Source organism: Mesohalobacter halotolerans (assembly GCF_006120725.1).
Classification (GTDB): Bacteria; Bacteroidota; Bacteroidia; order Flavobacteriales; family Flavobacteriaceae; genus Psychroflexus; species Psychroflexus halotolerans.
The window spans coordinates 253,812-267,089 of record NZ_SWMU01000003.1 but is presented as its reverse complement, the minus strand read 5'-3'; the positions used below and the strand labels follow the sequence as shown (position 1 = coordinate 267,089).

The following is a 13,278-nucleotide window of genomic DNA, read 5'->3' as shown; positions in this document are numbered from 1 at the left end:
TTAGATTATAAATACAAAATTACCAATCTTTGCACAAATTAATGTAATTTATGTTACACACTTCAGAACTTTCTTTGTCTTTCGGTGGCGAATATGTGTTTAAAAATATCAGCTTTAGACTTGGCGCCAATGAACGCATCGGTCTAATCGGTAAAAATGGTGCCGGTAAGTCGACTTTACTTAAAGTCATTGCGGGTGAGCAAGAGTATGATGACGGTCAAATCTCTAAAGATAAAGAAGTCTCTATAGGATTTCTTAAACAAGATATTGATTTTGAAGAAGGACGTACAGTTTTAGAAGAGGCATATCAGGCTTTTGAAGACATCAAAACGATAGAGCAAAAACTCGAGCATATCAATACGCAACTTGCAGAACGTGAAGATTACGAGTCTGAAGCTTACAATCAACTGATGATTGACTTAAACACCTATCAACAGCAGTATGAAATTCAAGGTGGTTATAATTATCAAGGAGAAACTGAACGCATTTTAAAAGGATTAGGCTTCAAAGAAGAAGAATTAAACAATTTGACCAATACGTTTTCTGGTGGGTGGCGAATGCGCATCGAATTAGCTAAACTTTTACTGCAACAGAATGATATTTTGTTGCTCGACGAGCCTACCAATCACTTGGATATTGAAAGCATCATTTGGTTAGAAAAATTCCTCAATCAATCTTCGGCTTGTGTCGTTATTGTGTCACATGATAAAATGTTTTTAGATCATGTCACAAATCGCACGATTGAAATTTCACTTGGAAAAATTTACGACTTCAATAAGCCTTTTTCAAAATTTAAAATTCACCGCGAAGAACTACGCGAACAACAATTAGCGGCTCAAAAAAATCAACAAAATGAAGTTGAACATACCGAAAAGCTGATTGATAAATTCCGTGCCAAAGCCAACAAAGCGTCTATGGCGCAATCCCTCATCAAAAAACTAGACAAAATTGATAGAATTGAAGTAGAACATCAAGATACGGCGACAATGAACATTAGATTTCCAGTTTCAAAAAGAGCCGGAAAAGTGATTATCAAAGCCGAACATATTTCTAAATCTTATAAAGATAACCAAGTGATCAAAGATATCAGTTTCACCGTTGACCGCGGTGATAAACTTGCTTTTGTAGGTCAAAATGGTCAAGGAAAATCGACTTTAGCTAAAATTATCATGAATGAAATTTCATACCAAGGCCATCTAGAAATAGGTCATAACGTCGAGATTGGATATTTTGCTCAAAACCAAGCCGAATACCTCGATGAAAATAAAACCGTTTTAGACACTATGATTGATGCCGCTAATGCTCTGACTCGACCCAAAGTCAGAGACATTCTCGGGTCATTTTTGTTTAGTGGCGATGATGTGCACAAATATGTCAAAGTTTTATCTGGTGGTGAGCGAAATAGACTGGCACTGGCAAAAATGTTGCTTAATCCGTTTAATGTTTTAATTATGGATGAGCCCACCAATCATTTGGATATGCAATCTAAACTGGTGCTCAAACAAGCCCTACAAGCTTTTGATGGCACTTTGATTTTGATTTCTCATGACCGAGATTTTCTTCAAGGTTTATCTGAAACTATTTTAGAATTTAAAGATTCAAAAGTCAACACCTTCTTAGGCAGCATTGAAGACTATTTAAAATCGAGAGAAGCTGAAGACTTTAGGAGTATTGAAAAACGTTCTGAAAGTAAAACTAAAAAAAGCAGCAAACCCAATGACTACCAGTGCCAAAAGAAATACAAATCATTGTGCAACAAATTGAGCAAAGTCGAGTCTAAAATTACACAACATGAAAAGGAAATTAAAAGCATAGATGAAAAATTGGCTTATGATTATGACAAAACTATTGCCGAAGATAATTTTTTTGATAAATATAACACTAAGAAAAATAATTTAGACAAACTGATGAAAGAGTGGGAACAGATTCAATCTCAAATTGATGAATTGGATTTGTGAAAAGCTTAACCTACTTGTATTTCAATTGTTTTTAGTTTTACAACTTTTATGATTACAATGAGAAAAGTATTACTGGTTATTTTAGGGATTATTATTTTAGGAGGCGCCTCATATATCGCTTTTTTGTTAATAAATGCTCCAAAAGAGGCTAACAAAGCCAATAAAAATATCTATAAGCCTATTGCGATAGACACAATAACTAATAGCGATATTCCTATTGTTGTCAAGACCAACGGTGTAGCAGAAGCCCTCAAAAAGTTTGAATTGTTTAGTGAAGTTCAAGGGGTTTTTCAATATTCTTCTAAAGACTTTAGAGCAGGACAGACTTATGATAAAGGTCAAATACTTCTCAAGATAAACAATGAAGAATTTATGGCCAATGTTATTTCTGCTAAAAGTGATTTTTTTAATCTTTTAGTAGCCCTAATGCCGGACATTAAGATAGATTACCCACAAGAATTTGAGCAGTGGCAAACTTATATAAATGAGTTTGACGTTCAAGAACCCTTGCAAGAACTTCCAGAGCCATCCAAACAACTTAAATACTTTATCACAGGTCGTGGGATATTGAGTTCGTACTATAACATTAAAAATTTAGAAACCCGACTCAACAAGTTTACCATTCGGGCTCCCTTTGACGGTGTATTGACTGAAGCTACGATTAATTTGGGCACATTGGTTAGGCCAGGTCAACGTTTAGGTGAGTTTATAAGCCCGTCAGTTTATGAAATTCAAATAGCCTTACAAAAATCAATGATCCCATATCTGTCTGTTGGCGATTCAGTTCAACTTAAAAGTTTAGATGCAAATTTTTTGGCTTTAGGGAAAATAAGTCGTATTAACAAACAGATAGATGCGCAAACACAAACTATACAAGTATTTGTACAGACAAAAGATCAAAATGTAAAAGAAGGATTGTACCTTCAAGCTGAAATAGAAGGTCAAACCATACAAAATGCTTATTCTATCAACCGCTCTTTGCTGAATAACGCCAATCAGGTTTTTGTCGTTAAAGATTCCATACTTGACTATAGGACCGTAACCCCGATTTATTTTACAGAAGATAAAGCCCTAGTAAAAGGATTGAATGATGGTGAAACGATTATGACCTCAAATTTATCAAGCGCTTATCCAGGAATGCTTGTCAGGCCAAAAAATTAAATACATTTAGATTGAAAAAAATCATTACATATTTCATCAAGTACGATGTTGCAGTCAATGTCGTGATTTTAGCGTTTTTTATCTTTGGTATTGTTGGATATTTTAGCTTAAAATCATCTTTCTTTCCGCTTCAAGATTCTAAAATAATCAATATCAACATCACCTATCCGGGTTCTTCACCGGAAGAGATAGAAGAAGGTGTTATAATTAAAATAGAAGAAAACTTAAAAGGTCTAGAAGGTGTTGACAGAACAACTGCTGTAGCTCGAGAAAATGGAGGTTCAATCACTGTTGAGATTGAAGACGACCGCAATGTAGATGTGATGTTGACCGAAGTTAAAAACGCGGTAGATCGTGTGCCAAATTTTCCACTTGGTATGGAACCGCTCGTGGTGTCAAAACAAGAAACCTCAAGGCAAACCATAGATTTTGCGATTTCCGGAAAAGATATCAATTTAGAAACCTTAAAAGATATAGCCTATCAAATTGAAACAGATTTGAGGCAAATTGATGGAATATCACAAATAGAGCTTCGAGGTTTCCCCAACGAAGAAATTGAAATTGCCCTAAGTCAAGACCAACTTTTAGCCTACAATATTTCATTTGAAGAGGTTGCTCAAAAAGTAAGAGGATCAAATATTTTGGCCACTGGAGGAACTATAAAAACACAATCTGAAGATTATCTCATTAGAGCTGATAAACGAAGCTATTATGCTGACAATCTTAATGATATTGTCATTAAAACTTTAGCTGATGGCACTCAAGTGCGGCTTAGCGATTTAGCCAAGGTCAAAGATCAATTTGAAGAAACACCCAATGCTTTATTTTACAATAGTGATAAAGCTGTGAGTGTCATCGTGACGAATACTAATGATGAAGACCTGATTCCCACTGCAGAAAAGGTAAAAGACTATATTAAAGAATTTAACGCCAAAAATAATAATATTGAACTCAACGTGATTAGTGATTCCTCTATCACATTAAATCAAAGAACTAAATTACTTTTTGAAAACGGATTGATTGGGATAACTTTAGTATTAACCTTCTTATCTATTTTTTTAAATACGAGATTGGCATTTTGGGTTTCTTTTGGATTACCTATTGCATTTCTTGGCATGTTTGTGTTTGCCAACTCTTTTGGGGTAACCATCAATGTGCTATCGCTATTTGGCATGATAATCGTGATTGGTATTTTGGTAGATGATGGTATTGTAGTTTCAGAAAATATATATCAACATTACGAGCGTGGTAAAAAACCTATTCGTGCAGCAATTGATGGTGTTTTAGAAGTTTTTCCACCTATCATTTCAGCGATATTGACAACGATTTTAGCTTTTTCAACTTTTTTCTTTATCGATGGTAGAATAGGGACTTTCTTTAGCGAAGTTTCTGTTGTAGTTCTCTTAACGCTATCTATTTCTTTGGTTGAGGCTTTTATTATTTTACCCGCTCATATCGCACATTCAAAAGCTTTAAGACAAAGTGCCAAAAAGAAGAAACCACCTAAAACCATCTTAGGAAAGTTTTTTGCCAAAATGCGAAATGTCAATGCTTTTGGAGATAAAGTTATGCGCTTTTTAAGGGACAAATCTTATGCACCTTTTTTAAAGTTTGCTTTAAAGAATCGCTTTTTTGTTGTCATGATTTTTATATCTCTATTAATTTTAACCATTGGATCCATTGGTGGAAAAATTATTCGTGTTACGCTTTTTCCAAGCATCGCTAGTGATAGAGCTAGCATAGACCTATTGATGACAGAAGGGGTTAACCCTGAAAAAACAGATTCTATTATTTCTATTGTCGAAGATGCCGCTTGGCGAGTCAATGATAAGTTTACAAAACAACAGACTGACAATCTTCAAGTGGTTGAAAATACCATAAAACGTGTTGGCCCAGGCAATAACAAGGCTTCTTTACAAGTGAATTTGCTTCCCGGTGAATTGCGAGATTTTAGCGCAGCCGAAATCACCAATGCCATTCGAGAAGAATCTGGACCGATTTATGGTGTTGAAAGTATCACCTTTGGTTCGGGAAGTAATTTTGGAGGTTCACCTGTTTCAGTTTCGCTTCTTGGGAATAATCTGAATGAACTGCAACAAGCTAAAGTCGAACTCAAAACTTGGATGGAAAACAACGATTTACTTAAAGATGTTGTGGACAATGACCCCAAAGGCATCAAAGAAATTGAAATTGACCTTAAAGCCAACGCTTTTGCTTTGGGCTTAGATGTTGGTGAGGTGATGCGGCAAGTCCGTAATGGATTTTTTGGCGCTGAAGCTCAACGATTTCAACGCGGAAAAGATGAAATTAGAGTTTGGGTAAGATACAACCTTAATAATCGATCTTCTATTAAAGACTTGGATGATATGCGAATTATCACCCCAAACGGTATGCGTGTGCCTTTTAACGAAATAGCCAATTATCAAATTGTGAGAGGAACAGAATCCATCAGTTTTCTCAATGGTATGCGAGAAATCAACGTTGCAGCAGATCTGTCAGATCCTAATGAAAGTGCTACCGATATTTTGACTGATATTCAAAACAACGTAATGCCTGAAATCTTAAATAAATACACAAGCTTATCGGTTTCATATGAAGGTCAAAACCGAGAAGCTTCTAAGATTTCGTCTTCAGCCCAAAAGGTGTTGCCTGTTATTTTATTTTTAATTTTTGTAGTTATTGCGTTTACTTTTAGGGGGTATTCACAACCCTTATTACTACTATTGTTGATTCCCTTTAGTGCCATTGGTGTGGCTTGGGGCCATTTTATTCACGGATTTGCCATTAATGTTTTATCGGCTCTTGGTATTATTGCACTTATAGGAATTATGGTCAATGATGGACTTGTGTTAATTACAAAACTCAATGCAAACCTCAAGTCGGGTCTAAAATTTGATGATGCTCTCTATCAAGCTGGTAAATCGAGGTTTAGAGCTATATTTTTAACATCACTAACCACAATAGCCGGCTTAGCACCACTTATTTTTGAACAGAGTCGTCAAGCTCAGTTTTTAATTCCTATGGCCATTTCGATTGCTTATGGAATAGGTATTGCAACAGTTTTAACTTTAGTACTATTACCGGTAAGTCTATCAATATTCAATACCCTAAAGACGACAACAGCTTGGCTAGTTTCAGGAAAGCGTATCTCAAAAGAGGAAGTAGAGCGCGCCATTAAAGAACAAAAAGAATTAGAGAATTATGATGCAGAATAAGTTGTTCATTTTATGGATTGGGTTTTTGAGCTTTACATTTTGTAACGCTCAAGACCTATTGACAAAGACAGAAGCTGTAGCGCTTACCTTAGAGCAAAATTTCGGAATTCAAATTGCCAATAATAACTTAGAAATTGCTGAAAACAATGCTGGTATTCTCAACTCCGGATATTTACCAAGCCTTAATGCTCAAGCTGGTAGTAATTTTAGTACTCAAGATCGACTAGCTGAAGTTGCCGGTCAAGACCCCTTGGACCAAAATAATTTGGATAGCGAAAATTACAATGCAAGTTTAAACCTCAATTACACCTTGTTTGATGGTCTTGGTCGACTCTACAATTACAAGCGTTTAAAAGAAGAATACAACCTCTCAGAGCTACAAGCCCGAGAAACTATAGAAAACACATTAGTTCAGTTGTTTAGTGTTTACTATGAGGTGGCCAGACGTGTTGAAAACGTTGAAGTTTTAAAACAGACGCTTTCCTTATCTAAAGATCGATTAAAGCGGGTTGAGTATCTTTTTGATTATGGCCAAGTTAATAAACTACAGGTACTTAATGCTAAAGTTGATGTTTCTAACGATAGTATAAATTTGGTGAATGAAAATCAAAGTTTAGACAATGCAAAACGAGATTTGAAAGTAATCATTAATTCAGAATATTCAAATAACTTTAGCGTAGATACTACAGTTAACTTTACACCAATGTTAAAAATACAACAATTTGTTGAGGAGCACGAACTTAACAATGCATCGTTATTACAAATTGAAAAAAGTTTAGAAATCAGTGCATACGACCAAAAAATAAGTAAAACGGGCTATTTGCCAACTTTAGATTTAATAGGCTCCTACGGATGGAATCGAAATATAAGTCCAGAAACACCATTTTTTCCGGGTTCTACCCAAACCTCTACTACAATCTCTGCTGGTTTAAGCTTAAACTGGAACCTTTTTGATGCTGGACAAACAGCAGTAAGGATTCAAAATGCTAAAATTAATTACGAAAACCAAAACCTTCAAAAACAGCAAATTCAAGTTCAAGTTGATAGAGATATTCAAAATGCACTAAATAATTATAAAACGCGTTTGTATATCTATGAGTTGCAAGAGCAAAACGTAAAAACAAACCAAGATAACTTCAAGCGAACCGAAAACCAGTTTGAATTAGGTCAAATTACTTCTGTTGAGTTTAGACAAGCGCAAATTAATTTGCAAAATGCCCAAACCAGTTATAGTTTAGCCAAATATGATGCTAAACTTGCTGAAATTCAACTCTTGCAACTTACAGGTCAACTTCTCAATGTAAAATTTTAAGGCTATGAATGAACATTTCTTTCAATGCCCCTATTGCTGGGAAACTATTAGCATGTTGATAGATACTTCTATAAGACAGCAAAGCTATATTGAAGATTGTGAAGTATGTTGTAGACCCATACAAATCAGCGTTCATTGTGTAGAGAATACTATCAACGATTTTGTAGCAGAGCCAATTCAGTAGAGTTTTTAACAGATGATGTAGAGGTAATTTATCGAAAATGATTAAGACCTTGTAAGAAGATGGGCTTAACTTAATTGAAGATTATACCCAGTAATAAAAGTAGATTTAATTTTCAATAGATTGTTTTTTTAAAATTAAAAACCTAAATTTGCTTTTAATAGTAGGTTTATGAGTCAAACATTGGAAGTTGTTAAACAATTGGAGAGTCATGTATTTAAACTTGTTAATAAATTTGATACCTTAAAAGAAGATTTAAACACTTCAGAATCGGAAAACCAAAAATTAAAAGACAAAATCAAGACGCTCAAGCATCAAATTTCAATTTTAACGACCGAAAATGAACAACTCAAAACAGCCAATGCTATTTTAGGCAGTAAAAATTATAAAAAGGAAACTAAACTTAAAATAAATCGATTAATAAGAGAAGTTGATAGTTGTATTGTTCAATTATCTAAATAAAACGATGAAGAAACAGCTAAAAATAAAGATTTCAATTGCGGATAGAGTCTATCCGATGAATGTTTTTCCTGAACAAGAGGAAAGTTTAAGATTAGCTGCTCAAAAAATTAATAATGTCATAAAACATTTTGAAGAAAATTACGCTGTTAGAGATAAACAAGATGTATTGGCCATGAGTGCATTACAATTTGCATCAAAAGTTGAACAAATGCAACTGAATGACGATAAGACCGATGAAGAAATAGAACAGCGTTTAATCGATTTAAACGAAAAGTTAGTTGACCAGATAAATTAAAACGTTCTTTAAATAAAAATATTAATACTGCCTGTATTAGTTGTTTTTCTTTTTGATAAACTCAACACTTTACAATTAGAAAGGGTGAGTTTTGGTTGCTAAAACATGCCGTTATGTTTCAAAACATTAGACGGAAGTTTGATCAGTCATGTAGCCCTAATCCTGTTTTATAGGAGTTTAATTCAAAACAAAAACTAATACAGGCTTTTTTTATAAATTAAAATCAATCTTATGGAAATATTACCAATAATTATAACAGCCGTAGTCGCATTAGTCATCGGATTTTTTATTTCAAAAGCAATTGAAAGCAAAAGTTCTAAAAGTGCAGTTCAGCAAGCTAAAAATGAAAGTAAACGCATCATCGCTGAAGCAGAAAAGGAAGCAGAAAGCATAAAAAAAGACAAAATATTACAGGCAAAAGAAAAATTTATAGAGCTTAAAGCAGAGCACGAGAAAGTGATTTTATCGAGAGATAACAAAATATCTGAAGCAGAAAAGCGAATTAAAGACAAAGAGTCAAAGGTCTCAAGTGAGTTGGGTCAAAACAAAAAAAGAGGCCAAGAACTAGAAGAGAAGCTTGAAGAAGTCAAACAGCGGAAAGAGCGTATACTTAAAAAACAAGAAGAAATTGATCAAATCCTGCAAAGGAAAATACAACAACTTGAGGTCATAAGTGGTCTTAGTGCTGAAGATGCTAAAGCGCAACTCATGGAATCCCTCAAGGAAAAGGCGAAGTCTGAAGCTATGGCTATTGTTAGGGATACAGTAGAAGAGGCCAAAATGACAGCACAGCAAGAAGCCAAGAAGATTGTAATTAATACCATACAACGTGTAGGTACAGAAGAAGCTGTAGACAATTGTGTTTCTGTTTTTAATCTCGAAAACGACGACGTAAAGGGTCGAATTATTGGGAGAGAAGGAAGAAATATTAGAGCCTTAGAATCGGCAACTGGTGTCGAAATAATTGTCGACGATACCCCGGAAGCCATCATATTGTCTTGTTTTGATTCGGTTAGAAGAGAAATAGCCAGGCTATCTTTACACAAACTTGTAACTGACGGCCGAATTCATCCAGCACGTATAGAAGATGTTGTGAGAAAAACCAAAAATCAAATAGAGGATGAAATTGTAGAAATTGGTAAGCGAACTGTTGTTGATTTGGGAATTCACGGATTGCAACCAGAACTCGTTAAAACTGTAGGCCGAATGAAGTACCGTTCATCTTACGGGCAAAACCTTTTACAACACTCAAGAGAGGTCAGTAATTTATGCGGCATTATGGCTTCAGAACTAGGTTTAAACCCAAAATTAGCCAAAAGAGCTGGTTTATTGCACGATATTGGTAAAGTACCTGAAGAAGAAACAGAAACACCACATGCCATTTTGGGTATGCAGTGGGCTGAAAAATATGGCGAAAAAGATGAGGTGTGTAATGCCATTGGAGCACATCATGATGAGATAGAAATGACATCCTTACTTTCTCCTATCGTCCAAGTCTGTGATGCGATAAGTGGAGCAAGACCAGGCGCCAGACGACAAGTTTTAGATTCTTATGTCAAACGCCTTAAAGATCTTGAAGATATAGCTTTTGGCTTCAATGGTGTACAAAAGGCTTATGCGATTCAGGCTGGCAGAGAATTGCGTGTTATAGTAGAAAGTGAAAAAGTACCAGATGAAAAGGCTTCAGAATTGTCTTTTGAGATATCTCAAAAAATTCAAACTGATATGACTTATCCAGGTCAAGTTAAAGTAACAGTCATAAGAGAAACTCGAGCTGTCAACATAGCAAAGTGATTGACATCTCAAGCATATGCATTAAAAAAGCCTCGATATTTCGAGGCTTTTTATATTAAGTATACAAAAGCATAATTTACTGTTGAGACTCGGGCATTAAAATCGCAATATACTTATCACCGGAAAGATATTTTTTAGCGACAGCTTGAACATCTTCAGCCGTCACCGCATTCACTCTATCCATATAAGTTAACGCCCGTTCTGGATTCATTTGGTTATAATAAGCTGAGGTCATTTGATCAATCCACCAATCATTTTTTTCTAAATTTTCATCATAATCTACTTTTTGGGCTTTTTTGTATTTATTTAGATCTTCTTGAGTTGGACCATTATCTATAATTTTTTGAAGTTCAGCTAGAGCAGCATCTGCTAAATTTTCTGCATTTTCAGGCCCACACGGGAACTGTATTGAAAATCTGTAGCTGCCGTAAGGACGTTTATTCATCCCACCGTTGGCACTAACACCGTAAACTCCGCTTTCATCTTCTCTTAAAGTTTCAATCAATTTAATGCTTAAAACTTCACCTAAAGCATCCATTGCCATGGCTTCTTTTTTGTCGTATTCGGTTTCTCCATAAAAAGAAATTCTGACTTGACTTTTAGGATCATTGCCTTTGTAAAATATCTTTTTGAAGTCTCCCTTCTTTTGTCTAAACCCAAGATCTTTTACTTTTTCTTTTTGGCTAGGGTCAGATGGTAAAGCGGCAATATATTTTTCACTCAAATCGCGAAGGACTTTTTCGTCGATATTACCCACAAAGAAAAAGTGAAAATCTGCAGCATTGCTAAAGCGTTCCTTATATTTTTCATAAGCCAATTTATAATCAGTTTTAGCCCAATCTTCGTCATCAGGCAAAATACCACCCCATCTTGGATTGTTTTCGTTTATAAACCCAAATGTTTTATCTAAAAAGTAAAACCTAGGTGAGGCCAACATATTACCCATAAAGGCTTGTTGTTTGGCTTTGTAGCCATTAAAAGCCTCTTCGTTATAATTCAAATCTGTAAAATGGGCCTGTAACATTTGCATCATATATTCTAAATCTTTTGGTGCTGCCTGGCCTCTAAAGCGTTCTGATGTACTTGATAAAGAAAAATTAAGATTGGCAATTTTATCGCTCATAAACTTGGAGATTTCATTTTTATCCAATCCTGAGTATCCTGCTTCAGACAATCCTCTCATGGCCCATCTTACTTTTTGATAAGTTTCATTGTCTAGCATATTTGAACCTCCGTAACTGACGGCTCTGAACAAAATTTGATCTTCTTTAAAATCAGTTGTTTTGTATGTGACTTTAGCACCATTGGATAGGCTTAGGGTGTTTGTGCCCAGCTCTTCATTGCGTTTCTCAGAAACAATTTTGCCTTGAGGCAAATTTTCTCGGACTAAGCTTTCACTCATTTTAGTTTCTTGGTAAGCTTCAACGTCATCAAAACTATTGTCGACTATTGCTAAAACGTCTTCTTCACTAGGTTTTTGACTTTCATCTTCATATTCTGGTCCTGTAAAAATAACGACACGACTTTCATCTCTTATATATTTATCTATCATGGCATTGATATCTGAAAGCTGTATTTTTGGTAAAGTTTCTTTAGTAAAATTGTAACGCCATTCTACACCTGTATAGATATCACCACTAGTAAATTGATTTTGCAATTGGCTAACGTATCTTCTAGATTCAGTTTTGTCTTTCTCTTTAAATTGACTTTCTAGTCGTGTTAATATCTCTTTTTTAGCCCTGTCAAATTCAGATTTTGTAAAACCATATTTCTTAACTCGGGCATTTTCTCTTAATAGCACTTCAAGGGCTTTTAGTTGGTTATCATTGGTGGGTACAGCAAATGAAGTGAATGCCATTTTTTTGTTATTGACCAAACTACCATAATAGGTATAACCGTATGTAAAAGGTGGATTAGGAGAGTTTGACAACTCTCGTAACCTATTGTTTAACATGCTCGAAAACAATTGGCTTTCAAGATTGGCCTCAGCAGTTTGGTAAGTTGTATTGGGTTGTCGCTCTTCAGGATTTTTATAATAAATAGACACTTGTGGTGAAGTGGCTTCTTTGTCTGTGGCAATTGCTACAAATGTCTCTTCATGATCCGGAACATCATATTCTTTGCGTTCTTGAGCTTTTTTTGGATTTTTATATTTTGAAAAACGCTTTTTAATATCTTTCTCCATTTTGTCGACATCGATGTCACCAACGGCAATAAAAGCCATTAAATCAGGTCTATACCAGGTTTCATAATAATCTATAAGATCTTGATAATCAAAATTTTCTAAAATTTCTTTTTTGCCTATAGGCAAGCGTTTTGCATATCTGGATTTGTAGAGGAGTTTGTCAAAATATTCTTTACGCATTCGTTCTGAAGCGCCTAGACCTAAACGTAGTTCTTCTAAGACAACACCGCGTTCTTTGTCTATTTCTTCTGGTTCTAGCGTGGCGTTAAAGGCCCAGTCTTCCATGATGTCCATAGCTTTGGGTAAATTCTCGGGATCATCCAATGGAATCGGAAGAAAGTAGACTGTTTCATCAAAACTGGTGTAAGCATTCAGGTCATTTCCAAATTTTACGCCAATGCCTTGAAGGTAATCTACTAATTCGTTTTTAGGAAAGTTTTTGGTGCCATTAAAATTCATGTGCTCCATAAAATGCGCCAGACCGAGTTGTTTTTCGGTTTCTAAAATTGAACCTGCTTTCACAACAAGGCGAAGAATTACCTCATTTTCAGGTTTTTTGTTGTTTTTAATGTAATAGGTCATCCCATTTTTGAGTACGCCTGTCCTCACACTTTCGTCAAGTGAGAGCTGTTGAGTCTTCTCAGTTGTTTGTGCTAGGCCAATAAAGCTAACCCACATAAACAACATAATTGTTTTGAATGCAGTTTTCATAGAT

9 protein-coding genes and 1 other RNA gene are annotated in these 13,278 nt (G+C 35.1%); 9 read left to right on the top strand and 1 reads right to left on the bottom strand.

The features are described from left to right. Nucleotides 1-50 precede the first annotated feature (50 nt). The 9 genes from FCN74_RS08365 (at nt 51) to rny (ending at nt 10,378) form a co-directional block, all read left to right on the top strand. The gene (locus FCN74_RS08365) at nt 51-1,958 is read left to right on the top strand and encodes an ABC-F family ATP-binding cassette domain-containing protein (RefSeq protein WP_138932142.1); all 1,908 of its coding nucleotides are present in this window, start codon (nt 51-53) and stop codon (nt 1,956-1,958) included. 57 nt (nt 1,959-2,015) lie between these two features. After that, entirely contained in the window at nt 2,016-3,119 is a 1,104-nt protein-coding gene (locus FCN74_RS08360; protein ID WP_171047144.1) for an efflux RND transporter periplasmic adaptor subunit, read from the top strand. Nucleotides 3,120-3,130: 11 nt separating this feature from the next. After that, nucleotides 3,131-6,334: an efflux RND transporter permease subunit gene (locus FCN74_RS08355; protein WP_138932140.1), complete on the top strand. Its 3,204-nt coding sequence runs from the start codon at nt 3,131-3,133 to the stop codon at nt 6,332-6,334. Then, the gene (locus FCN74_RS08350; RefSeq protein WP_317128785.1) at nt 6,321-7,646 is read left to right on the top strand and encodes a TolC family protein; all 1,326 of its coding nucleotides are present in this window, start codon (nt 6,321-6,323) and stop codon (nt 7,644-7,646) included. Before FCN74_RS08355 ends, FCN74_RS08350 begins: the two co-directional genes overlap by 14 nt. A gap of 4 nt (nt 7,647-7,650) precedes the next feature. Next, nucleotides 7,651-7,830 carry a CPXCG motif-containing cysteine-rich protein gene (locus tag FCN74_RS08345; protein WP_138932139.1) on the top strand — a complete coding sequence of 60 codons (180 nt, stop codon included), beginning with the start codon at nt 7,651-7,653 and terminating at the stop codon, nt 7,828-7,830. A gap of 168 nt (nt 7,831-7,998) precedes the next feature. Further along, nucleotides 7,999-8,289 (top strand): hypothetical protein, encoded by a 291-nt coding sequence (locus FCN74_RS08340; RefSeq protein WP_138932138.1) that lies wholly within the window; start codon nt 7,999-8,001, stop codon nt 8,287-8,289. A 4-nt stretch (nt 8,290-8,293) separates the two neighbouring features. Beyond that, nucleotides 8,294-8,584 (top strand): cell division protein ZapA, encoded by a 291-nt coding sequence (locus FCN74_RS08335; RefSeq protein ID WP_138932137.1) that lies wholly within the window; start codon nt 8,294-8,296, stop codon nt 8,582-8,584. A gap of 59 nt (nt 8,585-8,643) precedes the next feature. Next, nucleotides 8,644-8,763: non-coding RNA, 6S RNA (ssrS, locus tag FCN74_RS08330), on the top strand. A 52-nt stretch (nt 8,764-8,815) separates the two neighbouring features. Continuing rightward, complete coding sequence (gene rny, locus FCN74_RS08325) at nt 8,816-10,378, top strand: ribonuclease Y (protein WP_138932136.1); 1,563 nt, start codon at nt 8,816-8,818, stop codon at nt 10,376-10,378. Nucleotides 10,379-10,454: 76 nt separating this feature from the next. Here the strand turns inward: rny and FCN74_RS08320 are convergent, their stop codons facing one another. Then, nucleotides 10,455-13,274 (bottom strand): M16 family metallopeptidase, encoded by a 2,820-nt coding sequence (locus tag FCN74_RS08320; RefSeq protein ID WP_138932135.1) that lies wholly within the window; start codon nt 13,272-13,274, stop codon nt 10,455-10,457. Nucleotides 13,275-13,278: the final 4 nt, after the last annotated feature.